Origin of the sequence: Lacticaseibacillus hegangensis (genome assembly GCF_003946465.1) — a bacterium.
Taxonomy (GTDB): Bacteria; Bacillota; Bacilli; order Lactobacillales; family Lactobacillaceae; genus Lacticaseibacillus; species Lacticaseibacillus hegangensis.
The window spans coordinates 20,060-44,224 of record NZ_RHOL01000015.1 but is presented as its reverse complement, the minus strand read 5'-3'; the positions used below and the strand labels follow the sequence as shown (position 1 = coordinate 44,224).

The following is a 24,165-nucleotide window of genomic DNA, read 5'->3' as shown; positions in this document are numbered from 1 at the left end:
ACTCCGACCGCTAGCAAATCGGCAGTCCGCCCGTTCATATAAATGAATCGTATTAAACTGGCCGCGTTTGACTATATTTTTGTCCGCCGCGTAAAGTGACTCCTGTAATCAAATAGGAGGACACATCACATGAAATACACACCAGAGCAATTACTTCACGATCCATTTTTAAACAAGGGCACCGCTTTTACCGCTGAGGAGCGCGCCAAGTACGGTCTGAACGGGCTGCTGCCAAGTGCTATCCAAACCTTGGATCAGCAGGTGACCCAGGCCTATGCCCAGCTTCAAAGCAAGCCGACCGATTTCGCCAAGCGCCAGTTTTTGATGCAGCTGTTCAACGTCAACCATGTGCTGTTCTACAAGCTGTTCTCCGAGCACATTGTGGAATTCATGCCGATCGTTTACGACCCAACCATCGCCGACTTCATTGAAAACTACTCCGCAATTTTCGTTGAGCCGCAGAACGCGACCTACCTGAGCATTGACGCGCAGGATGACATGGAAGCCGCGTTGCGCCACAGCGCCAACGGCCGCGACATTCGCCTGATCGTCGTGACTGACGGCGAAGGCATCCTGGGCATCGGCGACTGGGGCACGCAGGGCGTCGACATCGCGGTCGGCAAGCTGATGGTGTACACCGGCGCTGCTGGCATCGACCCAAGTCAGGTGCTGCCGGTTGTCCTGGACGCCGGGACTACCCGCAAAGAACTGCTGGATGACGACCTTTACGTCGGCGTACGGCACGAGCGTGTTTACGGCGAACACTATCACGCCTTCGTTGACAAGTTCGTGGCGACGGCCGAGAAGCTGTTCCCACACCTGTACCTGCACTTTGAAGACTTCGGCCGCGCTAACGCCGCCGACATTCTCAATCAGTACAAGGACCAAATCACGACCTTTAACGACGACATTCAAGGTACCGGGATCATCGTGCTGGCCGGGCTGTTTGGGGCCATGAACATCTCCAAGCAAAAGCTGACCGACCAGGTGTACATGAGCTTTGGGGCCGGCACTGCCGGCGCCGGCATCACTCAGCGCGTGTACGACGAGTTCCTGCAGCAGGGCATGGCGCCGGCCGAGGCCAAGAAGCACTTCTACTTGGTCGACAAGCAGGGTCTGCTCTTTGACGATGACGAGACGCTGACCCCGGCGCAGAAGCCATTTGCTCGCAGCCGCAGTGAATTTGCGAACGCTGATGACCTGACGACGCTGGAAGCTGCCGTTAAGGCCGTGCACCCGACCGTTTTGGTCGGCACCTCCACGCAGCCTGGCAGCTTCACCCAGCCAATCGTTGCCGAAATGGCCGCGCACACCGACCGGCCGATCATCTTCCCACTGTCCAACCCGACCAAGCTGGCCGAGGCCAAAGCCGAGGATCTGATCAAGTGGACCGACGGCCGCGCCTTAGTTGCCACCGGGATCCCGGCTGCTGACGTCGTGTACAACGGCGTCACTTATGCCATCGGCCAGGCCAACAACGCCCTGGTATACCCAGGCCTTGGTCTGGGCACGATCGCCGCAACCAGCAAGCTGCTGTCTGACGCGATGATCTCTGCCGCTGCCCACAGCCTGGGTGGTCTGGTCGACCCTGACAAGGCCGGCGCTGCCGTGCTGCCGCCAGTTTCCAAGCTGGATCAGTTCAGCAAGACGGTCGCAATCGCAGTGGCGACTCAGGCGGTCAAAGATGGCTTGAACGAAGAACCAATCCCTGACGTCAAACAGGCGGTCGCTGACATGCAGTGGACCCCTGAATACCGCGACCTCACCGATGTAGAAGTGGAGGACTAATTGTGACTGCCTTATACACGAGTATCGAAAGTGTTTTAACCATTGTTTTGATGATCGCGCTGGGCTACATTCTCCAGCACAACGGCTGGTTTGATGAAAAATTCGGCCAGACCATCTCTAACCTGCTGATGAAGGTCGCGCTGCCGGCGTCTATCTTCATCCAGGTCCTGCAGCGGCTGACCCGCAGCAAGCTTATCAGCCTGTCCTCAGGGCTGGTGTACGGCTTTGGCGCCGTCGCGCTGGGCTACATCGTGGCCTTCATTCTGGTCAAGCTGCTCAAGGTGCGCCCGGGCCGGCGCGGGACGTTCATCAACATGTTCGTCAACGCCAACACCATTTTCATCGGTCTGCCGCTCAACATGGCGCTGTTCGGTGACAAGGCGACTGCGTACTTCCTGATGTACTACGTGGTCAACACGGTGTCCACCTGGACGCTTGGCGCGTTTTTGATGAGCTGGGACGACCCGACCAAGATCAACGGCGAGGTCGGCACCAAGGCCAGCTTCAACTGGAAAAAGCTGCTGCCAGCACCTTTGGTTGGCTTCCTGGTCGCGCTGGTCTTCCTGCTGCTCAACATTCCGTTCGTGAATGTGGGCTGGCTGAGCTTCGTCGTCAACGCGATGACGTATGTCGGCAGCCTCGTGACCCCGCTGTCTCTGATTTACATCGGGATCATCCTGGCCAAGGCTGGGTTCAAGACCATCAAGTTCGACCGCGACTCGGTCGTTGCACTGCTCGGCCGCTTCGTGGTCGCACCGCTGCTGATTTTCGCGCTGATCACCATTGGGCTGAGGGCCGGCTTCCATGTACCAAGCCTTGAAGCGAAGACGCTGATTGTTCAGGCTTCCGCACCTGGCCTTGCCGTGCTGCCAATTTTGGCCACGGAAGGGCACGGCGACGTCGAATACGCGACCAACGTGGTCACACTGTCGACGGTGCTGTTCGTCATCGTGGTGCCGATCATCATGCTGCTGATCCAGGGGATGTAAGTGGCACATTCAACTAAATCGTTCAACGAAGGCGCACTCAGGCAACTGAGGGCGTCTTTTTTATCCGGTGATCGTCAGTTGCCTCTTGAATGGGCTTTCACAATGCCGGCCTTGGGTGTACCCTAGACATTAACAAACTTATGTGGCCAGTTGGCGATTCGTCAACAATTGCCAGTGAACACGAGAAAGGAGTGTTGCGCCGATGGATCTGGGCAGTCTGCATCTTTTCATCTTATCTGATCTGCATCTGGGGAGTACTCGCCACACCACGGCGGCCTTCCACCATGCGCTGGTCAACATGCACCGCCTCGACCCGCACGCGGCCGTGGTGATCGCGGGCGATGTCACGGACTGGGGCGACCCAGCGCAGTTTCAGGACGCCTGGTCCTCTTTGGAAAAGGTGCCGGCCGACCAGCTGATCGTCTGCCTGGGCAATCACGATGTGCGCGGGCCGCATGAGCTGGACTTCGACAACGATCAGGAAAGCGATCCGCAATACTTTCGCACGGTCACGATGCCCGAGTATCAGGCCCACTACCTGAGCCGCGTGCCTGGCGCAACGCCCTGGCAGCCTTACTTCACGGTGGACCTGGGCGATTACCACTTCATCGTCATGAACTCGGAAAAAGGGCTGAAGGACGGCGCCTACATCTCGGCCCAGCAGGTGGCCTGGCTTGATGCGGAGCTGCAGGCCGGCGAGGACGGTGGCCAAAAGAATCTGGTGCTGGTTCATCAGCCGCTGCGCGATACGCACTGGCGCAGTAATTTTGGCGGCGGCTTTGGCATTCAGGACGCCGTCGTTAAGGATGTGCTGCGCCGGCACCCGAACACCTTCATTTTATCCGGGCACATTCACAACGGCTTTGGCGTGGCCGAGGCCATCCCGCGCGATTTTGGCACGTGCATCGACTTGCCGGCCTTTGCCCTCAGCGAGAACGGCTACGATGGCGCGGGGCTGGCGTATTACTGCACCTTCAGCGCCCGGACGATGAAGTTTGCGGCCTGGGACCTGGCCATTAATCGGCCGCTGCCGCAGTACGACCTGAACCTGAACACCACGACGCTGGCGGCGGCGTTGCCCAGCATTGAAAAACGCGACCCAATGGCGGCCGCACGGGCGCTGCAGCTGCTTCACCGCAATTATGCGACGGCCACCTTTGATGATCCGCGCACCGATGCGACGCCTGACGCGCCGGCGGCACAACTCTTTGGCCCGCAGGTGCAGGCCCAGGTGGCCGAGCTGATCGGCAGCGCCCGGCCGCGACGGGCACTTTGCCCGCCACTTGATCTCAAGCCTTACCACGCCTACTTTGCGCGGCGCGATGACGCCATCGAGACGCTGAGCCGGCTGAGTGACAACCTGCTTCATGGACAGGCGGCGGACGCGGCGGTTGAGGCCCGGCTGACCCGCCAGTTTGTCCAGGCACGCGTGGCGGCGGTGATGCCGCAGATGATCCGGTTCAGTGATGCGGCGCTCGCCGCCTTAGTCGACGAGGCGCAGCGGCTGTTGGTCGGCGTGTTTCCGCGCGTTGACCGCAGCAATCTGGAAGCGGCCATCGCGGCCCACAGCCAGGATGAGGCGCCGGCAAGTCGTTTGCTCGTGGCCCAGGCGCGCTACCTGTTGAAGGACCGAGCGGCCACTCAGCCGGCGGTTGATCGCATGGTCGCGCAGTTGAGCGCGTTACAGGGGATATAAAAAGCTGCTGTGCAAAACATTTGCACAGCAGCTTTTTTGGATGGTTTAGTGCTTGGCGTGAGTTTCCAGGTAAGCCAAAGCACTGTCGTAATCGGGTTCATTGGTTTGTTCGGTGATCAGCTCACGGTAGACGATTTTGCCCTCCGGATCGGTGATCCAGACGCTACGGGCGTCCGTGTTGTTGGCCGCCAGGTAAAGCCCCATCGCCTTGCCGAAGCTGGCATCGGCGTCGGACAACAGGTGCATATTTTTCACACCTTCATTGGCGCACCAGTGTTTTTGCTGGTCCAAGGTGTTGGTGGAGATGGTGTAAAAGTTGATCCCGTCGAACCGGTCGGCGGCTTGGTTAAAGTTTTTGGTGGAAATGCTGCAGACGCGCGTGTCAATGTCTGGCACCACCGAGATCAGGCTGTAGCGACCCTTTAGGTGGGACTGGTCAAACGGCGTCTGGTCGGCAGTGGTCACGTTAAATGCAGGCAGTTCGTGGCCAATCAATGGCGGCTGGCCGTTAGTCTCTTGCGCTTCGCCATGACGAGTGATTTGCATGATGTAGCCTCCTTTTGCAATCTACGTTCAGTGTAGCATATCCCTCGCGGTTTGGCAGGCCTTGCCACTGGCCGCTGGGCAAGGCGTCTTGCTACAATTATCCTGTACCAGTGGGTAATCTGATAAGGAGGGGGCATCATGGGCCAAACTGTCGTTATCTATTCATCGCAGACAGGATTCACACAGGGTTACGCGCTGTGGATCGCGCGGGTGCTGCATTGTGAAGTGTTAGATGTGGCGTTTGTCACGCCAGACGACTTGATCCACACGCGCCTGGTGATTTATGGCGCGCACGCCACCAAGCGCGGCGGCGTGACCGGCTTTCGGCCCTTCTATCAGCAGTACCAGTTGGCGCTGCCGCATCAGCTGATCGTGTTTGGGACGGGTCTGCTGCCGCCTGAGCAAATCGATTTGCAGGCGCTGCGCCAGCACACGTTTCGCAGCTGCCGCACGCAGCCGCAGCTCTTTTACTTTGACGGCGAAATGGATCCGGCCAGCATGCCGCTGCGGATCAAGCTGCCGTACTACTCGCAAAAACGCAAGCTCAAGGCCAAGCCGCCAGCCGGGGGCATGGGCGTGGTTCGACCGCTGCTGGACGAGGTGGCCAGACTGGAAGCAAGCGGTGTGATTTGAGGCAGCTCACGAATTGGTGGGGGCAGGCCGGAAGAATCCGGCAGACCCGGAAAAAGTTTGGTACACTTAAACAAACAATATCCGGAGGCAATTCATGACAATTGATAACAACCAACTAGTGACTCGTTACTACAACCTGAAGGCAAAAAACGCCGATTTGTTCAAGGCCGTCACCGATTATGTGGACGCGCAGGTCGCAGCCCTTTACGCTCAGTTGAATGACCATTTCGTCGACACCATCACCATCGACTTGGACGAGCTGATGACCATCGCGGCCAAAACCGCGCCGCACCTGGATCCCGCAGAGCTGGAGACCGCGGTGACCAACAACGTGCACAAGCACCTGGACGCCTTGGGCCTGTTCGTGGTGCCGCAGCCGTACACCGACGCCAACACCGTCGTCGCCAAGCTCAACTTTTTCAACCACAGCCGCTACTTTTAAACGGCGCGCCGCTGCCTGGACTCCAGGCGGCGGCTTTTTGCGGCCAAAATTAATGTGACGCCGGCCCCTATTGTTCCCGCCATTTCGCCTGGATATGGTACAAATAAGGGGAAGGGAGTGGTCGAGATGACAAAAGACCGGATCTTAGTGGCGTTTGATGGCTCTGCCGCCGGCGTTGCGGCGCTGGAAAAGGCGGTGGCGATCACCGAGATGGACGACGCCAGCATCGACCTGCTGTACGTGATCGATACCCGCAGCTATCAGGTCGGCTTTGCCCAGCAACCGGACGTGGACGGCACGATTTTGTACAACGCCGAAACGCGGGCGGAAATCGAGCTGGAAGAGCAGGCCAAGCCGCTGCGGGCGCGGGGCATTGAAGTGCGCACCCACCTGCGCTTCGGCAATCCGCGCACCGTGGTCGCACTTGACGCGCCCAAGGATTATGACAGCAGTTTGATCATCCTCGGCCGCTCCAGCAAGCGGCTGACGTCGCGCATGTTTATCGGGTCGGTGGCCAGCTTCGTCACTGAAAATGCGCCGTGCGACGTGCTGATTGTGGCAAATCCCAACGCTTAGATACACTAAAGGCCGGTGCAATTTTGCACCGGCCTTTCGCGTGCTAGAAGCGCCAGTTGATTTTGGACAGGATGCGCCGCCCCAGAAATTCTTGAAGCAGCAGGTAGACCGGCACGCTGGACGCCAGCAGTGGCAGGTAAAACAGCGCCCGGCCCCAGTCCCACAGGTTCGCCAGCGCGAATACGCGATTGACCACAAAGAAGGTCAGGAAGAACATGATGGCCACCAGCAGGACCATGGCGGCCTTGTACCGGTTGAACGGCCGTGCGACCAGCAGCACCACGTGGTATTCGATGACGCCGATCATGAAGACGACCAGTGTCGAGGTCAGGGCAAACGACCAGTTGAACACATACTCGAACCGCGTCAGCAGCAGCGTGTAAATCACGATGGCCAAGGCGGCGGGGGCAGCGATGGTCATGACCTTTTGCAGGAAGCGGCCGGTAACGCGGGTGAAGTTGGGCTCAAGCGTCAGGAAGAACGACGGAATGGCCACGCAGATCGCTGACACCGGCGTCAGATTGATCGGCGTGATGGGGTAATCCAGCGGCAGGAAGACAAAAATCGCGGTGAGGATGACCGAAAAAATCGTTTTAATCAGGTACATCGACGCCACACGCTCAATGTTGTTGATGACGCGGCGGCCTTCATTCAGTACCCCAGTCATCGCGTCAAAGTTCGAATCCAGCAGCGTGAAGTCGGCAATCGACTTGGCGGCCTCGGCGCCGCTCGCCATCGCAATCGCACAGTCGGACTGGCGCAGCGCCGGGACGTCATTGACGCCGTCGCCGGTCATCGCGACCGTGTGGCCATTTTGTTGAAGTGCCGCAATCAGTTGCTTCTTCTGTGGCGGGGTGACGCGGCCAAAGACGGTGTAGCGCTCGGCCAAGGCGTTAAAGTCGGCGTCATCGGCCACGGTGCTCATGTCGATGGCCTGGTCGGCATGCGGCAGCGCTGCCTGCTGGGCGACATTGGCCACAGTCAGTGGATTATCGCCTGAGATCACCTTCAGGGTCACATCCTGCGTCCCAAAAAAGGCCAGGGTTTCGGCAGCTGCAGGGCGGACCTCATCGGCGATGGTGATAAAGCCCAGCAGCTGCACCGCTTGCAGTGGCGCGGTCAGGCCGTGGTCGGTACTGGCCACGGCCAGGACTCGAAAGCCCGCTTGGGTCGCGCGTTTGATCCGGTCTCGGCTGGCCTGGGGCAAGCTGGCGCCAAAAATAAATTCTGGCGCGCCCATCAGCAGGCTGCGCCCATCAGCAAAAGTGGCCCCGGACCATTTACGCGACGAGGAAAACGGCACCGTGCTGACGGTGGTCACGCTGGGTGTTTGCGGCCAGGCTTGTTTAATGGCCAGCGCCGTTTCGTTGTCGTCGTTCAGCGCGTAAGTCACGGCCGTGCCCGCCTGAGTGACGGTGTCCTCGGTTTCACCCCGCTCGGGGTAAACTCCAGCCACGCGCAACTGGCCGGACGTGATGGTACCGGTTTTGTCCAGACACAAGACGTCGACGCGGGCCAGCGCCTCAATGGCGGGCAGGGCACTGACCAGCACGCGCTTGCGGCCCAGGTTCATCGCCGAAACCGCTAGTGCCACATTCGTCAGCAGCACCAGGCCCTCGGGAATCATGCCGATCATCGCCGCGGCGGTGGACAGGATCGCCCGGTTGTAATTGCCGCGGCGGATCATAGCGACGGTGAAATACACGGCGCCCAGCGGAATCAGCACGTAGGTCAGAATCTGGATGATGCGGTTGATGGTGGCGAGCAGCTGGCTTTGGGGATGGCGCGCGGCCTTGGCCGAATCGGTGATCTTAGCGGCAAAAGTATCGGCGCCGACTGCAGTGGCCTGCATCAATAGCTGGCCGGCAACGATGAAGCTGCCGGACATCAAGGCGTCGCCGGGATGTTTATCGATTGCGTTGGCCTCGCCGGTCAAGGGACTTTCATCGACCTCGGCGCCGGCGGTTTGCCGCACGACGCCGTCGACGGGGATCTGGTCGCCGCGGTGCAGCTGAATCAGGTCGCCCAGGACAATTTTCTCTTGCGGCACCGCGGTCAGTTGCCCATCGCGCATGACCTGTGCCGGGGTTTCAGCCAGAATCGTCATTTTGTCGAGCTGCCGCTTGGCGCGCAGCTCCTGGAAGGTGCCGATGGCGGTGTTGATGATCGCCACAAACAAAAAGAGCAGGTTGGCGTAGCTGCCAGTGGTGGCAATCAGCACACCCAGGGCCAAGTTGACGAAGTTGAACAGCGTCAGCGTGTTGCTTTTGATAATGGCGCTGGGCGAGCGAGTCAAGCTGACGGGTTTCGTGTTGTGCTCGCCGGCGGCCATTTTTTTGTTCACTTGCTGGCTGGTCAACCCGGTGAGGGGTGTTTGCTCAAAAGCCATTGCGCCACTTCCTTCCTTTTTCTCTATTTTAACGAATTGGCACGCGGCGGACGCGCAATGACCCTTGCTTAAGATATTTTTATCGCGCGGCAAAAGGTGCATAATTGATGCAATAGGAGTTGATAACGATGAAAACAGCACCAAATGGGACCCATTTTGTCACCCTGGCTAACGGCTATCACCTGTGGACTCAGACCCGTGGACAAGGGAAGATTCAGTTGATGACGCTGCACGGCGGCCCCGGCGGCACCAACGAAGTGTTTGAAAACTTCGCCGAGCAACTTGCTCCGTACGGCGTACAGGTCACGCGCTACGACCAGCTGGGCTCGTGGTACTCGGATCAGCCGGACTGGGACGACCCGGCCATTCGCGCAAAGTTCTTGAACATTTCGTATTACGTGGATGAGGTCGAGGAAGTCCGTCAGCAGCTGGGCCTGGACCAGTTTTACCTGCTGGGCCAAAGCTGGGGCGGGGTGCTGGCCATCGAATACGCGCTGAAGTACGGCGCGCACTTGAAAGGCCTGATCCTCAGCTCGATGATCGACAACCTTGACGAGTACATCGATAACATCAACGCGATTCGCGAGAAAATGTTTTCGCCGGCACAGGTGGCCTACATGAAGCACATTGAAGCCGAGCACGCCTTTGATGACCCGAAGTACCAGCAGCTGGTCGCCGAGCTGGGGGAGCACTACCTGCACCACGCCGCGGATCCGCAGCCGCGCCACCTGATCTCGACCATGGCCACACCGGTTTACAACTACTTCCAAGGCGACAACGAGTTCGTGATGGTAGGCGCTCTGAAGGATTGGGACCGGCGCGCGGACATCGGCAAAATCACCGTGCCGACGTACCTGACCTTTGGCGGCCATGAGACCATGCCGCTGGCCGCCGCGCAGCGCATGCAAAAGTCCATTCCGCACGCGACGCTGCACATCACGCCCAACGCCGGCCACGGCCAGATGCTCGACAACCCGGTCGATTACTTCCAGCACCTGGGTGAGTGGCTGGCAGCGCAGAATCGCTAACTCGGCTGGGTGAAATAGTCAGCCGTTAGCGGTTACATTTGCCGGCGAGATTGGTATGATGGACTCAGGAGGCGATGCACATGTTCAAGGACACGAAGGCACTCGTGAAACAAATTGCAGATACCGCGTCAGAACCGTTGCACACGTTTGATAACACGATCAAAGAGAATCCTGATCTGGTGATCCCGCTGGCCGTTATTCATGTGGTGCCGATCGCACTGATGATCATCGGCACCACCCAAGTGATCCTAGGGCATCAGAAGCTGAAGGCGGAAAAAGAGCGCACGAAGCAGGCCAAGCTGCGGGCAACGATGCCGCATCACGGCCCGCACTGCGGCCGCCATCACGGCCCGAAACCGCCGATGAAATTGATGGCGGCGCACCATGAGCTGCCAACCGAATAGTGATTCAAAGCCGTCAATTTGGCGGCTTTTTTGTGGCGTCAAGCAACGCAGGCAAATTGCCAAGCCGGCCATTTTGCGCGACAATAAATCTACTATTACAATTTTGGGCGGAGGTACATCATGGCAACAATATACGTACGCAAAGGCACAGCAGCAGGCATTCCGGCAATCATGGGCATTATTGAGGACGCACGCGCATTCCTGCACGCCCAGCACATCAACCAGTGGCAGGGGACTTATCCGGATAAGCCAGCAGTTGAAGCTGACATCGAAAAAGAGACCAACCGCCTGCTGATCGTCGATGGGGCGGTGGCCGGCAACGCCAGCTTGCTGGAAGGGCCGGACCCCTTCTACGGTAAAATCGATGGTGACGGTTGGCAGGGGAACGCGCCGTACATGATGATCCACCGCTTCGCTGTCTCCGCGAAAATTCGCGGCCAGCACCTGAGCAAGCTCTTCATGTCGAACCTGATCACCGAAGCATACGGCCGCGGGTTCCGCGACCTGCGTATTGACACGCACGCCCAGAATCAGATCATGCAGCACGTCATCTTGGGCAACGGCTTCACGTACCGGGGCATCGTGTATCTGGATGAGCCGGTCCCGGAGCGCAACGCCTACCAGCTGCTGCTGCAGTAAGGAGGACATATGGCCTATTTGGGCACTTTGGCGCTGATTTTGCTCGCCACTCTGGTGCTGAGTCATTTTAGTTTACAGATCGGGATTCCCGCGGTGATCGGCGAACTGCTGGCCGGCATCCTTTTTGGTCCCGCGGTGCTCGACTGGCTCCATCCCAGCACCATGATCACCGAGTTTTCGGAGATCGGGGTGGTGCTTTTGATGTTCATCGCCGGGCTGGAAAGCGACCTGACGCTGCTGAAAAAGTATTTTCGGCCAGGGGTGCTGGTCGCGGTGATTGGCGTCATCGTGCCGGTGGTGACGATTTTTGCCTTTGCCGAGCTGTGGGGCTTTTCGTTTGTTGCCGCCGCGTTTCTGGGCATTACCTACGCCGCGACGTCGGTATCGATTTCCGTAGAGGTGCTCAAGGAGCTTAACGCCTTGGATAGCAAAAGCGGCGCGACCATCTTGGGCGCCGCAGTGGTCGATGACATTTTGACGGTGATCATCCTGAGCGTGGCCGTCAGCGTGTTCGGCACCGGCAGTGCAACGAGCACGGCGCCGCTGTGGCTGACCCTGCTGGAAGAGGTCGCGTACTTTGGCCTGATTTTCCTGGTGGTTAAGTGGCTCGCGCCGTTTGTCATGCACATGGCCGAGCGGCTGCTGCCAAGTTCCTCGGTGACGATCGGGTCACTGCTGCTGTGCCTGGGGATGGCGTACTTGGCCGACCTGTTCGGCCTGTCAGCGGTGATCGGCGCGTTCTTTGCTGGAGTGGCCGTCAGCGAAACCAAGTACCGCGCAGAGGTGGACAAGGCGCTTGAGTCAATTGGCTACGCGGTGTTCATTCCTGTGTTCTTTGTCTCGATCGGCATGAACATGCGCCTGGACAGTATCGGCCGCGACTTCTGGTTCATCGTCATCATGACGGTGCTGGCGCTGCTCACCAAGTGGATCGGCTGCGGTGCCGGGGCTAAGCTGTCGGGAATGTCTTGGCACGAGGCCAACATCATCGGCGCCGGCATGGTCAGCCGCGGCGAAATGGCACTGATCGTCGCCCAGATCGGGTTTGATGCGAACCTGCTGCACCGTGATTTTTATTCCAGCGTCATCATTGTGATTATTTTGACCACGCTGATCGCTCCGTTCATGTTGAAGGACGCCCTGAACCGCCACCGCGCACTGGAGGAGAAAGCTTGAAGACTCTGTTTTTTGACCTAGATGGCACCATCGCCGATTCCCAAGAGGGAATCATCAACAGCATTCACTACATGATCCAAAAGCAGCACCTGCCGCTGCTCGATGATGACACCTACCGGCAGTTCATCGGTCCGTCGCTTGGCAGCAGCCTTAACAAGTATTACCCGGCGCTGTCCGAGGCCGAGGTCGACCAAACCATTCAGTACTACCACGAGTTCTACCTGGCCACGGGAATCTTCCAGCAGAGCCTGTATCCCGGCATTCTAGAGGCCCTGGACCGGCTGATGCGGGCGGGGTATTCGCTGAACATCGCCTCAGCCAAGCCCGAACCGATGGTGGTTCAAATTGCCGAGCGCTTCGGGCTGAACCGCTACTTCACCGGGCTCTACGGCGCCACCATGGACGAGCGGGTGCGCTCGTCGAAAACGGCGGTGCTGGAATACGCGCTGAAAGAAAGCGGCGCCGACCCGCAGCAGGCGCTGATGATCGGCGACCGCGACACCGACATGATCGGCGGGGCGAACAACCACGTCAAGACCCTCGGGGTTACGTACGGCTTCGGCGATGCGGCCGAGCTGGCCAAGGCGCACGCCACGGCCGTCATCGACGCGCCGGGAGAGTTGCCGCGCGGCGTCGCGTCATTGTTGTAAAAAGTGAGTAACCGCGCCTGGTGAGCGATCGCCAGGCGCGGTTTTATGCCTAAAAAGTGAATTTTGCCTCAGTTATGCGACATTTTCATGACAATAATACAAATTTTCCATGATTCGTAACGTGGCTGTGGTATCCCTGTGACCTTCAATCGTTAACATGGTGAGTGTTGAATTGATACTGGACAAAACTTAGGAGTGAATAATTATCAAAAACTCACATTTAGCATGGCTCTTCACAACGGCAGCAGCCTTAAGCACGGCAGTGGTCATGGGTCACACCACCACCACGACCGATGCTGCTACCACAGACGAGTACGTGGTTAAAGCGGGTGATACTCTGTCTGCGATTGCCGCAGCTATCAACACGAACGCCGACAAGCTGGCCGTTGCCAACAACTTGGCCAATAAGAATCTCATCCACGTCGGGCAGATTCTGAAGGTGACTGAAGCAGCTGCTAAGCCTGCCGCCCCGACGACTTACACCGTCAAAGCTGGCGATACGCTTTCAGACATTGCCAAGACCACCGGCGTCAGCCAGGCGACCCTGGCTTCTCTGAACAACATTACTAACCCTAACCTGATCGCGGTTGGCCAGGTCCTGAAGCTCACCGGCTCCGCCGCACCGGCCACCACGCCTACCCAAACCGCAGCGCAGACTAGCGCTCAGCCGCAGGCCCGCAGCTACACGGCGCCGAAGAGTTACAGCGCGCCGCGGACCACGACCAGCTACACCAGCAGCGCCTCTGGCAGTGAGGCCGCCGCGAAGGCTGCCATCGCCCAGCGCGAATCAGGCGGTTCCTACAGCGCCCGCAACGGCCAGTACATCGGCAAGTACCAACTGACCAATTCCTATCTGCACGGCGATTACTCCGCCGCCAACCAGGAACGCGTCGCCGATCAGTACGTCTCCAGCCGCTACGGCAGCTGGTCCAAGGCCCTGGCGCACTCGAACGCATACGGCTGGTACTAAACTTAAACACGCATCCGCTTTGACACCGCCACCGCATTTTGGCCGCGGTGTTTTTTTATGCCCTTGCGCAAAAAGGCCCCGCCGGTGAGCGGGGCCGCAGGCAGGGCAATCAGCGCGGGGTTTGTGCCTGGTGAAGTTGATCTTCAGCGTCTTGCAACATATTTAGCAGGGCCAGCAGCTTATCCTTGCCAAGGATCTGAACCCATTGGTCAAAGGCGGCGTTCGAGGCTTTGGTGGCCTCAGCCTCGACGCGCTTACCGAGCGGGGTGAGCTGCAGCAAGCGGCGCCGGCGGTCGTCCTTGGCCGTCGTCTGGGACACGTAACCCAAGTCGCGCAGCACACGCAGCTGGCGGGCAATCGCGGGTTTAGTGACCTTGCGGCGCTTGACGATGTCAGTCAGCGTGGTGGCCTCATTACTGGCGAGGTCGGTCATTATCTGGTATTGTTCAAACGATAGCTTAAAGTCTTCCAGCGGGCGGGAAAGATCTGCTTCAACGTGTTTGATCAGGCTGAAATAGATATCGATAAAGCCAGCGCGTAACGCTTTTTCGTTCATGGGTCGGTGCCTCCTCCGTATCATTACCATAAGTCTAACCTATATTGCATTGCGCGCCAACCATTAACGCCTGAAAATTTAATTGATTGGAGAACCTCATGAAACGCAAATGGACAATTCTGTTGAGCGGCCTCGGGATGGTCATCGTGGCGGCCATCGCCGGCGCGTCCTTGTACTTCTACAATTATGCTTTTGTGCCGAGCCACAAGACCTTCCTCAGCAGCACGACCGAGCCGGCGGTCCGCAAAGCGCAGGCCTGGCTGAAAACAGTGCCCAAGGAGACCTGGCACGAGCAGGCGGCCGGGGCCAACTTGCGGCTGGTCGCCGACTGGGTGCCGGCTTCGCATGACACCCCCAAAACGATCGTGGTCGCGCATGGCTACATGAACACCAAAGAAGACATGGCCCGGCAAATCAAATTTTTCCACGAGGCCGGCTTTAACGTCCTAGCCCCGGATGACCGCGGCCACGGCCAGTCCCAAGGCAACTACATTGGCTACGGCTACGCGGACCGGTTGGATTACCTCAAGTGGCTTCAACAAGTGATCCGGCGCGTCGGGCCCACCAGTCAGATTGGGTTGTATGGCGTCTCGATGGGCGGGGCCACAGTGATGTACCTGAGCGGCGAAAAACTGCCCAAGCAGGTGGTTTCGATTGTTGAGGACTGCGGCTACACCAGCATCATGGATGAACTGGCCGCCCAGGGCCAGGCGTTGTTTTCATTGCCGCGTTACCCGCTGATCCCGGCGGTGGCCCTGACGGCCAGCCTCAAGGCCCACTACAACGTGTTTGCCGCGTCGACGATTCTTGCGCTGAATCACAACACCAGACCGCTCCTGTTCATCCACGGGGCCAAGGACGCCTTTGTGCCAACCAGCATGGTGCACCGCGAGTACGCCGCAGACCACAGCGAAAAAAAGCTCTGGATTGTGCCCAAAGCCGGGCATGCCCAGAGTCTTAAGCTGCAGCCAAACCGTTACCAACACCGCGTGGTAGGCTGGTTCAACGCCCACTGGCGTTAGGCCTGGTTGACTTTCACCAAAATGTCGTAAATGCGGCTGGCGTCTTTGGCTGTGCCGCGCAGCTCGTAGTCAGCCAAAAATGGCACATTGAATTCCTTGCAGTATTCCTTGGCCGTCAGGCAGTACTGCTCGTTGAAGTTGCGGTTGCCGGAGCCGATGATGCCGCGGCACCATTCGGCGTTGCCGGGTTCGCGCAGGTAGTCGCCCATCGCGGTGGTCATCAGCTCGTGAAAGCCGTTGTCGATGCCGTTGCCGCCGTCCAGGTAAGTGGGGATCATGACGAAATACGGCGCAGTCTCGCCTTCGTTTTGGGTGGCATCCGACACCTCTTCCAGATGAATCAGCGGCTGCTCGACGTTTGCCTGGTGCTGGGCCTTGGCGTATTCAGCGAGGTGCTCGGCGAACGCGCGGGTGTTGCCTGAGATGGATATGTATAACAAATTGATCACGGTGAGGGCTCCTTTTCTGACAGGTTCTGGGTCTAATGTAACACGAACCACCCGCAACCGGTAGTAGCGTTTTTGCGATGAGCCACTACATATGGTCCGACATTGGTCGGCGAACTTCGGTATAATAGCCGTGGAGGAAAACTTATGGCAAGGACTCGATACACGGCGGTCAGCCGCGGCTGGCTGATGGTTTTTGGCTTAATCTACTGCGTGATCCTGGTCATTTTTGGCGTGGGCTTCGGGTTCGCAATCACGTTTGGCAACACGGATCAAATGATCCAGACGGTCACCAACCCGCAGAGTTTGACCAACCTGCAGCAAACGTTGAACAACAGCGCCTTGCGCCAGACAGCCAAGGCCGGTGTGACGCTGCCGCCAACGACTGAGCTCATTGACCCGCAGGCGCTCAGACGTGGGGTGGCGACCGGCATTGCCATCAGCGCCAATTTTGGCGACGTGCCGCAGCGAAGCAAGTGGGTCGACCAAGCTTACATCAGCAAAACCGACCCCAGCCACATGACGTTGAAGCCGCTGCTGAAGCCGCTGAATTCGCGGCTGGCGGCTGCCGCCAAGGCCATTGACCCCAATTACTCCGGTGAGGTGCGCGTGTCGGTCGAAAAGGCCATCGCGGCACACTACAACGAGGTGATCCTGGACACCATGATGCTGCACGGCATCGGCATCGCCTACCCGATGATGGTGCTGATCTGCCAGACGGCCGCGATCGTCGGCGCCATCCTTGGTGTCATCGTGCTGGCCGTGATGCGCGTTTGCGCGCACTCCTGGGAGCGGTGGCTGCGCGTGACCGGCCGGCTCACTTACAGCATCGCGATTCTCGCCGGCCTGGGCGCGCTGGTCGTGTCGATTCCAGCGCTGGCGCAGTACATCAGGCTCGGCGGGGTCAGCCAGATCGTGGTTGAGCAGATCCAGGCCGCCGTCACGCCCACCTGGCGCATTGTGGCCGGGGTGATTTTGCTGATTGGCATCGGCATGTCGGTCGCGGCCGCCGTGATGCGGATGCAGGCCCGCAAGCAGGCGGAGAAAGTGGCGGCGCAGCTGGAAAATGCCGTTGACACGATGAAGAAAAGAAATTAGGATAGCCACATAGTTGATTTTCATTCACGTGCTTTGCGGAGAAGAGTAACCGAAATCAAGCGCTAAAGAGAACCCGGCTGGTGAGAAAGGGCGCGCAACGAGTCGGTGAAGATGAGCTCCAAATAGCTGTTCAGCGGTTCACGCCGCTGGACCGGGCGCAACCGTTACCTTGCCGGGTATCAACTGGTACTCAAGAGGCGGAGCATTCCGCAAACAAGGGTGGCACCGCGCGCAAACGCCCCTTGGCTTAGGTTAACGGCTAAGCCAAGGGGCGTTTTTTTCTCGCAATGTGTGAAGATCAACTCACCGGCGCTGCGTCGGCATCAGTTTCGGCAGTTTGGCATTTAAATTTTTTAGGAGGCACTAGCTATGGCTAAAGTTGAAAGTTTCACATTGGATCACACGAAAGTTAAGGCACCATACGTCCGGTTGATCACTGAGGAACACGGGCAAAAAGGGGACACCATTTCCAATTACGATCTGCGCCTGGTGCAGCCAAACACGGCCGCGATTGACACCGCGGGTCTGCACACCATCGAGCACTTGCTGGCCAGCCTGCTGCGCGACCGCATGGATGGCGTCATCGACTGCTCACCGTTCGGCTGCCGCACCGGGTTCCATTTGATCACCTGGGGCGAGCACAGCACGACCGAAGTGGCCAAGGCGCTGAAGTCGAGTCTTGAAGCCATCGCCAATGACATCACCTGGGATGACGTGCCAGGCACGACCATCAAGTCCTGCGGCAACTACAAGGACCACAGCCTCTTTTCCGCCAAGGAATGGGCGAAGCTGATTCTCAGCCGCGGCATCTCCGATGATCCGTTCGAGCGTCACGAGGTTTAACCGTTAGCTGCTTCATTCAGGCGTCACCGTTCGCGGTGGCGTTTTTTTGTGCGCAGGAACGAAAGCGCTTAATTATTTGACAAAAATGAGCAAAAGATTAGTTATCCGTTGTATAATGAGAAAAATTCTTATTATTGGGTGCCGGGTCAACGGGGGACGCGCGATGGCAAACAACGTGGGGCTGGAATGGAAAAGACAACCTTGGCAGCTGGGGCTGGTCGGCCTGTTGCTGGGCTTTTTGGTGTTGATCGTGCCGCTGATTCACTGGCAGCCGGCGCCGCTCTTGCTTCGCGACGCGAGCTGGCCTCAGCTTTCAGTTGGCGGCGGGATCGCTATGCTATTGGGATGGACAGCCGGACTGTTAGGACTGTGCTGGCTGCGGTTAAAGTGGCATCCAAGGGGGCAGGACCAGTGAAACGACAAATTCGCTTCGAGTGGCTGCGCGTGGTGCGCGACTGGGGCTGGCTGGGCTTCGCGCTCGTGTTCGCCTTGCTTCTCATGTGGCCTAACACCGCGCGCCTGGCGCCAAGCAGCGGTTACGACGCGGAAGTGCCGGCACTCCAAGAACTGATGAAGGCGGATGCCAAGCTGCAGAAGAAGGCTCCAGACAAAGCCGATGCAAAAGGGACCCGACCGAATCAGGAGGACCTGCGCCAGGAACAAGACCAGCTATACGATCTGACCTCGGCCATTGAGAATCAGGCGTCGCCATGGCGCCTCACCCAGCTGATGTACCGCCTGCGCCGTTCGATGGTGGCGCAGATCAACGCCGGCCGCGTCTATGTCGATAGTGGCGGCACCCCAATCGATGTCCTCCCGGCCCAAGAAGACGATGCGGTACTAAAAATCTTGATCAAACGCCATCAAGTTTTTATGCCGGCGGCCGCGACTAATCTGCCGGCTAGCCTGGCCCTTGCGCGCACGCTACAGCGCGGGGTGCCAGCACTTTGGCTTCTGCTGTTTATCGCGGTGTGGAGCAGCTATTACCTGATCTGGGATAAGCGCAGCCGCGTCGGCGAGTTCACAGCGCTGGTGCCGGTGCGGCAGGGGACAATCCTTTTGGCCAAGCAACTCGTGTTTTGGGTCATCGCCGCCGCAACCACGATTGCCGTGTTCGCACTGGCGCTGGTGATTCCTGTGCTCACCAGTGGCTTTGGGGATGCGCGCTATCCGCTGGCCTTTGCGCCGGCGGGCCAAGCTGTCCAAGTCATGACGACCGGTCGCTTCGTGCTGCTGTTTTTGCTCAGCATCCTGGCGCTGCTGGCCTTCATGGCTGCCGTTAACAGTTTGCTGCAGCAGTTTATCCGCAATTACTTCGTGGTGTTACTGCTGCTCGCGGCGCTGTGCGTGTTTGGTCCAACACTTCAGCTTGGTCCGTGGGCACCGTTTCCGTACCTGGACCCTGCAGCGACTCTGCTGCCCCAAGGGACCTTAGGGATTCTTGCGCCGGGCTGGGGACCGGTGATACTGGCCGGCTGGGCCGCAGCGCTAGGCAGTTTAAGCCTGATCATTGCGGCGTGCCGGCAACGACTATAAAAGGAGAACGCGATGAAACAACAAAAATGGGAGTGGCTGCTCGCCCTTAAGCGGCCGGTGATCTGGCTGATTCCGCTGGTGATCACAACGCTGTTCATACTGCCGATGCTGCGTGGGCGGATGGTGGCCCGGGGCACTACCGCCGCCGTCCTGCGGGACGATGCCAGCACTGTCATGGAATCGCGTGATTTAGCAACGATCCGGCGCGTGATCAAAGCCGGCCCCAAGGCCCAACCCACGGTCATGACCTACCAGCAGGCCAAGAAGCTCTTGCCGCTGGCAAAAAAAGTGACCGCGGCGGTCAACGCGGGTGATCGAGTCGCGTATCCCAAGGCGGTGACCGCCTTTTTTGCCGCTACTGACATGCGCGCCCCCAAGTACGAGTACCTCGCGGCGCATCACGTGCCGTTCTATGATTTTGTTGATACGCAGACGCCGTTCACCAATTATCTGCTGAACCAAGTGATGTATTTTGGGAACACCACGTACGTCGTGCTGGCGCTTGCGGTGCTGGTCGCTTTCTTGACCACCATGGGACGCGGCAAACGTGATGAGTTTGCCGCTCTCCTGCCAATGCGGGCGAATCAGGTACTGCTCAATCAGCAGGTGGTCATCGGCCTGACCACGTTTGGCATGGTGCTGTTGGCATTGATACTGATGGCGGTGCCTGTCATCGTACGCGGCGGAATGGGCTCGTGGCAGACCGCATTCTTCTCGGGCTCTGGGGTCGACTTTAAAGCTGATACGCGTGCCATCATCGTGCCAGTGCTCAAGGCGCTGGCCTTCTACCTGCTGGGGCTGCTTGCAGTGAGCTTGATGCTGACGGGGCTGGCGCTGCTGCTCAAGCAGTGGCACGCCAATTTGATCACCACAGCGCTTGCCTTGGCCGCCGTGGTCATGCTGCCGAGCCGGGCCGTCTTGCAGTGGCTGCCGTCGCTTGCAGGAGTCTTGCAGGTCTTGCCTGGCAGTCACACGGACATCAGTATGATGCTGATGATGAGTCAGGAGACCTATCCTGCCGGGCCATTCGGCGGCCAGGGTTTGCTCGGACTAACGGTGTTATTTGCCTGGGCGGCGGTCTTCCTGATTGCCGGCCACGTTGTCGTCCACCGGCGCCAGGCCGCGTGAAAGGAGTGAGTCTCTTGCTTGAAGTGAAAAACCTTTCCTTTAATTATGGTAAGCAGCCGATTCTTGATGACCTGAGTTTTACGATCGAGGCAGGCACCATCGTCGGGCTCGTGGCCCCAAACGGTACCGGCAAAAGTACGCTGCTGCGCAATGTGACCGGGTTGCTGCGCGCCAAGCACGGCACCGTGAGCCTGTTGGGCCATGATTCCTGGCACGACCGGCAAGCATTTTTAAAGCATCTCTTTTTCATCGAGGATTCTGCGCGGCTGTATGAGGGCCTCAATCCCAACGAGCTGTTCGGTTACGTGAAGGACATGTGGGGCGGGCCGCTGTCAGTCGACCGCGTCGTGAAGGTGCTGCGCATGGAGAAGTACCGCAAGAAGCGCGTTGCCAGCATGTCGCTGGGGATGAAGCAGCACGTGCTGCTGGGGATGTACCTGATTTCGGGCGCGGACCTGCTCTTGTTCGACGAGCCTCTGAACGGGCTTGACCCGACCAGCATTGAGCTGTTCACGCGGATTTTTTCGCAGCTGAAGGACCAGGGCAAAAGCATTTTGATGTCGTCGCATCAGCTGGGCAACGTCACGACCATGGCTGATTCCGTCATGTTCTTGAAGGAGGGGCACCTGCAGATTTATCAGACAGCTGCCATCGACCTGCAGCAGAAGTACGATGAACTGTATGCCGTGGATGAGACGCTGCTAGAACCTTAGGCCATACGAAAAGCCCGGCAGAATGCCGGGCTTTTATGATGCGGCGATTAATTTTCTTCAGCGCCACCGAGGAATTTGTCGAGCGCCTCCGGGACACCGTCGTGGTCCAAGTCAGCGGTGTGGAACTTGGTGGTGGCCTTCACCTGGTCGTTGGCGTTGCCCATCGCGATGCCGTAGTGAACAGTTTGCAGCATTTCGAGGTCATTTGAGCCGTCGCCGAATGCCATGGTGCGTGCCAGCGGCTGGTTAAGCTCGCGGCACACCCGCAGGATTGCCGTCGCCTTGTTGACGCCATGGGCCGTGATCTCAATGTTGTTGATGTAAGAACTAGAGGCGTCAACATCGGCAAGCTGGTTCATTTCGACCCGGGCCCGGGCGACTTTTTCCAGGTCCGGGTCGATGGCGATGGCATTGATGATCTTGCCGCTGTTGGCCCGCAACTGCTCAAGCGTGTCGATGGCGACATACTTGCTCGGGTCCTCGCCGGCGATACGGTTCTTGCCGTCACCCGACACCTCATCAGGCAGCGGCGTGAGGTAGAGCACCTTGTCCAAGGTGAAAAAGTACTGCGGAAGCTGATACTTTTTGGCGACGCGCCAAATGCCTTCCAGCGCGTTGGTGGAGAGGTGCTGCGCCGCGATTTTGCCGCCGATGCGGGTGACCGTGCCGTTGGAGCAGATAATGTCCAGGTCCGGGCCGATGCGGTCGGCCATCATGCTGGCGGAAAACAGCGGCCGGCCCGAGGCGATGAAGAAGCGGTGGCCCTGTGCGCGGTACTTGGCGATCGTCTCAACGACGCGCTTGGTGGGATACTGGCTTTCGCCGACCAGGGTGCCGTCGATATCCATAAAGACAGTGTATGGTGACATGAGTGACCTTCCTTTAGCAGTTGTTGTGGGAACAAATCTAAGCGGTTTCATTATACCAAATTCCGTCTCTAATTGATGAGGCCAGACACAAAAACAGTCTCACACAACCGTGAGTTTCACGATCGCATGAGGCTGTTTTATAACGTAAACTGACTAATTCAGCGGCACGTCTTCACTCTTGACCTTGCCCTTGACGCCCAGTGAAATGACGAAGGCGACGATGGCGATAATCAGAACGAAACCGAAGCCGAGGTGAGCGCCTGTGGTCAAACCGGCAACGCCAGCCTGGCTGGCAGTCCCCAAAGCGAGCATCGAAGTGGCAATGGCAGTTGCCACGGCGCCAACGATTTGCTGCAGGGTGTTCAAGATGGCGCTGCCATCAGCACTCTGTGAGCCAGGCAGCGAATTGAGCCCGTAAGTCTGAGCAGGTGACATCGCCAGTGGCGCACCAATCATTAAGATGATGTGGCCAGCGATGACTTGTGCCAGGCTGCTGTGGGCGTTCGTCGACATCAAGATTACGACGCCGATTGCGGCCACGATGAAGCCTGCGCGGGTGAGCCACTTGGCCCCGAAGCGATCGTACAAGCGACCGGCAACGGCAGACACTGCGGCGTTGACAATCCCGCCTGGCAACATGGCCAGCCCGGTCATGGCAACCGGCAGACCCATCACGTTTTGCAGATATTGTGGCAGTAAGTACATTGAAGCGAGAATGACGCCGAAGTCAAGCATGACCAGCAAGGTACCGGTGGTGAAGGCGCGGTTTTTGAACGCTTTCAGGTTCAGCATTGGCGCGCTTTGGCTCAGCTGACGGCCGGCGTACAAAGCCAAGGCCGCGATGCCGACGACCAGTGCGAGAATCACGCGCACTGAAAGCCAGCCGGCGTCACTGGCCATCGAGGTGCCGATGACGATACCGCCAAAGCCGATGGTGGAAAGGGCAATCGATGCCCAGTCGATTGGGATACTTTTCTGTTCAAACGCGTTGTCCAGCGCGATGGCAGTGAGAATGAACGCGACTGCCAAAAATGGCACGAGCAGCCAGAAAATGGCGTGCCAGGAAGCAACCCCCAGCAGGATCCCGGTGATGGTCGGGCCGATGGCAGGGGCGAACATGATGACCAAAGCGGCCAGCCCCATCACCGTGCCCAGACGGTAAGGTGGGAAGATCTGCATGGCGACCGCGAACATCAGCGGCAGGACCAGCCCGGTGCCGATTCCCTGCAGCATCCGGCCGAACAGCAGGACGGGGAAGGCCGGCGCCATGGCGGCGATCACAGCGCCAATTAGGAAGGCACCGAGGCCGAACAGGACGATTTTCTTGGTGTCAAACCGCTTGGTCAGCATACTGGACAGCGGCATGCAGATGCCGATTACCAGCATGTAGCCGGTGACAAGCCATTGCACGGTGCCCTGGGTGACGTGCAGTGACGCCATCAAAGACGGCAGTGCGATATTCAGCGCAGTTTCTGAGAACATGCCGACGAACGCACCGATCATGAGGCCCAGCATCGCAATTGCGGGATGGGCGATTTGCACACGAGCTTTTGGCATACTTTGTGACATTTCCATAAAATAAAAACTCCTTACCAATTAGATTGCCCTTACCAAACCGAAAAAAATCCCCACAGCGAAGGCCATGGGGACTTGGCAACACCATAATAGGCGGAATAGTGCTGCGATTTGTTCTGTTTTGAGGCCGAAGCCCAACGTCTGGTTATATTACTCGCTTACCCTGGCCAAAGTCAACCGTTTTCTGAAAATGGGGCTGACTAACCGTTGTTACGATGACCCTGACCTCCAGCCAGCAACTGATGCTGCTAAAACATTTTTCAAATGTTTTAGTAAATGTTTTAGCCACTTCCCGTTTTACCAGAACACCATTAGAATGCTGATATAACAGCTATTATGTTCGGGACTGGTGACTAGGAATATTTTTTGACCGACCTAGAAATATCTACGAAAACGCTGAATGCGCTTTACTTTTTACTGGCATTCAGTAAAATTGGAGAAAGAGAGGAGGCG

General features: G+C 58.3%; 24 protein-coding genes and 1 pseudogene. 19 read left to right on the top strand and 6 right to left on the bottom strand.

Features of this window, described 5'->3' with window-relative positions:
* Positions 1 to 126: 126 nt before the first annotated feature.
* From EKM86_RS06110 to EKM86_RS06100, 3 genes and pseudogenes are all read left to right on the top strand, one after another.
* Positions 127 to 1,788 (top strand): annotated as a pseudogene (locus EKM86_RS06110) (malolactic enzyme); the annotation flags it as partial.
* 2 nt (positions 1,789 to 1,790) lie between these two features.
* Positions 1,791 to 2,777, top strand: coding sequence for an AEC family transporter (locus EKM86_RS06105; protein ID WP_125756102.1), 987 nt, complete (start codon positions 1,791 to 1,793; stop codon positions 2,775 to 2,777).
* Positions 2,778 to 2,979: 202 nt separating this feature from the next.
* Positions 2,980 to 4,473 carry a metallophosphoesterase family protein gene (locus EKM86_RS06100; RefSeq protein ID WP_125756100.1) on the top strand — a complete coding sequence of 498 codons (1,494 nt, stop codon included), beginning with the start codon at positions 2,980 to 2,982 and terminating at the stop codon, positions 4,471 to 4,473.
* Between the two features lie 45 nt (positions 4,474 to 4,518).
* Here EKM86_RS06100 and EKM86_RS06095 read toward each other — a convergent pair whose 3' ends face one another.
* Entirely contained in the window at positions 4,519 to 5,019 is a 501-nt protein-coding gene (locus tag EKM86_RS06095) for a thiol peroxidase (protein ID WP_125756098.1), read from the bottom strand.
* Positions 5,020 to 5,157: 138 nt separating this feature from the next.
* On the opposite strand from EKM86_RS06095, the gene EKM86_RS06090 reads away from it, so the two are divergent.
* The 3 genes from EKM86_RS06090 to EKM86_RS06080 all read left to right on the top strand — a co-directional run bounded on the left by EKM86_RS06090 (position 5,158) and on the right by EKM86_RS06080 (position 6,670).
* Positions 5,158 to 5,652 carry a flavodoxin domain-containing protein gene (locus EKM86_RS06090; RefSeq protein ID WP_125756096.1) on the top strand — a complete coding sequence of 165 codons (495 nt, stop codon included), beginning with the start codon at positions 5,158 to 5,160 and terminating at the stop codon, positions 5,650 to 5,652.
* 94 nt (positions 5,653 to 5,746) lie between these two features.
* Positions 5,747 to 6,094, top strand: coding sequence for a hypothetical protein (locus EKM86_RS06085; RefSeq protein ID WP_125756094.1), 348 nt, complete (start codon positions 5,747 to 5,749; stop codon positions 6,092 to 6,094).
* A 126-nt stretch (positions 6,095 to 6,220) separates the two neighbouring features.
* A complete protein-coding gene (locus tag EKM86_RS06080) occupies positions 6,221 to 6,670 on the top strand; it encodes a universal stress protein (RefSeq protein ID WP_125756092.1) in 450 nt (149 codons plus the stop codon).
* 43 nt (positions 6,671 to 6,713) lie between these two features.
* On the opposite strand, the gene EKM86_RS06075 is transcribed toward EKM86_RS06080, so the two are convergent.
* The gene (locus EKM86_RS06075; RefSeq protein WP_125756090.1) at positions 6,714 to 9,059 is read right to left on the bottom strand and encodes a cation-translocating P-type ATPase; all 2,346 of its coding nucleotides are present in this window, start codon (positions 9,057 to 9,059) and stop codon (positions 6,714 to 6,716) included.
* A gap of 128 nt (positions 9,060 to 9,187) precedes the next feature.
* Between EKM86_RS06075 and EKM86_RS06070 the strand changes: the two genes are divergently transcribed.
* From EKM86_RS06070 to apf, 6 genes are all read left to right on the top strand, one after another.
* Positions 9,188 to 10,087: a proline iminopeptidase-family hydrolase gene (locus tag EKM86_RS06070; RefSeq protein ID WP_125756088.1), complete on the top strand. Its 900-nt coding sequence runs from the start codon at positions 9,188 to 9,190 to the stop codon at positions 10,085 to 10,087.
* Positions 10,088 to 10,167: 80 nt separating this feature from the next.
* Entirely contained in the window at positions 10,168 to 10,491 is a 324-nt protein-coding gene (locus EKM86_RS06065; RefSeq protein ID WP_125756086.1) for a hypothetical protein, read from the top strand.
* A 120-nt stretch (positions 10,492 to 10,611) separates the two neighbouring features.
* Positions 10,612 to 11,130, top strand: coding sequence for a GNAT family N-acetyltransferase (locus EKM86_RS06060; RefSeq protein WP_125756084.1), 519 nt, complete (start codon positions 10,612 to 10,614; stop codon positions 11,128 to 11,130).
* A gap of 9 nt (positions 11,131 to 11,139) precedes the next feature.
* On the top strand, positions 11,140 to 12,306 hold the full coding sequence (locus EKM86_RS06055) for a cation:proton antiporter (RefSeq protein ID WP_125756082.1): 1,167 nt from the start codon (positions 11,140 to 11,142) through the stop codon (positions 12,304 to 12,306).
* Positions 12,303 to 12,956, top strand: coding sequence for an HAD hydrolase-like protein (locus EKM86_RS06050; protein ID WP_125756080.1), 654 nt, complete (start codon positions 12,303 to 12,305; stop codon positions 12,954 to 12,956). Before EKM86_RS06055 ends, EKM86_RS06050 begins: the two co-directional genes overlap by 4 nt.
* A gap of 268 nt (positions 12,957 to 13,224) precedes the next feature.
* A complete protein-coding gene (gene apf / locus EKM86_RS06045; protein ID WP_225419362.1) occupies positions 13,225 to 13,926 on the top strand; it encodes an aggregation-promoting factor in 702 nt (233 codons plus the stop codon).
* 109 nt (positions 13,927 to 14,035) lie between these two features.
* Here the strand turns inward: apf and EKM86_RS06040 are convergent, their stop codons facing one another.
* Positions 14,036 to 14,482 carry a MarR family winged helix-turn-helix transcriptional regulator gene (locus EKM86_RS06040; protein WP_164506187.1) on the bottom strand — a complete coding sequence of 149 codons (447 nt, stop codon included), beginning with the start codon at positions 14,480 to 14,482 and terminating at the stop codon, positions 14,036 to 14,038.
* Between the two features lie 98 nt (positions 14,483 to 14,580).
* Between EKM86_RS06040 and EKM86_RS06035 the strand changes: the two genes are divergently transcribed.
* Positions 14,581 to 15,504, top strand: a complete 924-nt coding sequence (locus tag EKM86_RS06035) for an alpha/beta hydrolase (protein WP_125756076.1) — start codon at positions 14,581 to 14,583, stop codon at positions 15,502 to 15,504.
* On the opposite strand, the gene nrdI is transcribed toward EKM86_RS06035, so the two are convergent.
* A complete protein-coding gene (nrdI, locus tag EKM86_RS06030; RefSeq protein ID WP_191988014.1) occupies positions 15,501 to 15,953 on the bottom strand; it encodes a class Ib ribonucleoside-diphosphate reductase assembly flavoprotein NrdI in 453 nt (150 codons plus the stop codon). The two genes, EKM86_RS06035 and nrdI, sit on opposite strands and share 4 nt — an antisense overlap.
* 144 nt (positions 15,954 to 16,097) lie before the next feature.
* Here nrdI and EKM86_RS06025 point away from each other — a divergent pair, with 144 nt between their 5' ends.
* From EKM86_RS06025 to EKM86_RS06005, 6 genes are all read left to right on the top strand, one after another.
* Positions 16,098 to 17,048 (top strand): hypothetical protein, encoded by a 951-nt coding sequence (locus EKM86_RS06025; RefSeq protein WP_125756072.1) that lies wholly within the window; start codon positions 16,098 to 16,100, stop codon positions 17,046 to 17,048.
* Positions 17,049 to 17,417: 369 nt separating this feature from the next.
* Positions 17,418 to 17,891, top strand: a complete 474-nt coding sequence (locus EKM86_RS06020) for an S-ribosylhomocysteine lyase (RefSeq protein ID WP_125756070.1) — start codon at positions 17,418 to 17,420, stop codon at positions 17,889 to 17,891.
* Positions 17,892 to 18,054: 163 nt separating this feature from the next.
* On the top strand, positions 18,055 to 18,306 hold the full coding sequence (locus tag EKM86_RS06015) for a hypothetical protein (RefSeq protein WP_125756068.1): 252 nt from the start codon (positions 18,055 to 18,057) through the stop codon (positions 18,304 to 18,306).
* Entirely contained in the window at positions 18,303 to 19,427 is a 1,125-nt protein-coding gene (locus tag EKM86_RS06010; RefSeq protein ID WP_125756066.1) for a hypothetical protein, read from the top strand. Before EKM86_RS06015 ends, EKM86_RS06010 begins: the two co-directional genes overlap by 4 nt.
* Before the next feature lie 12 nt (positions 19,428 to 19,439).
* A complete protein-coding gene (locus tag EKM86_RS12365; protein ID WP_164506186.1) occupies positions 19,440 to 20,555 on the top strand; it encodes a hypothetical protein in 1,116 nt (371 codons plus the stop codon).
* Between the two features lie 23 nt (positions 20,556 to 20,578).
* Positions 20,579 to 21,268: an ABC transporter ATP-binding protein gene (locus tag EKM86_RS06005; protein ID WP_225419363.1), complete on the top strand. Its 690-nt coding sequence runs from the start codon at positions 20,579 to 20,581 to the stop codon at positions 21,266 to 21,268.
* Between the two features lie 47 nt (positions 21,269 to 21,315).
* Here EKM86_RS06005 and EKM86_RS06000 read toward each other — a convergent pair whose 3' ends face one another.
* Together EKM86_RS06000 and EKM86_RS05995 are read right to left on the bottom strand one after the other, a co-directional pair.
* Positions 21,316 to 22,137, bottom strand: a complete 822-nt coding sequence (locus EKM86_RS06000; protein ID WP_164506184.1) for a Cof-type HAD-IIB family hydrolase — start codon at positions 22,135 to 22,137, stop codon at positions 21,316 to 21,318.
* A gap of 153 nt (positions 22,138 to 22,290) precedes the next feature.
* Positions 22,291 to 23,712 carry a DHA2 family efflux MFS transporter permease subunit gene (locus EKM86_RS05995; protein WP_125756060.1) on the bottom strand — a complete coding sequence of 474 codons (1,422 nt, stop codon included), beginning with the start codon at positions 23,710 to 23,712 and terminating at the stop codon, positions 22,291 to 22,293.
* Positions 23,713 to 24,165: the final 453 nt, after the last annotated feature.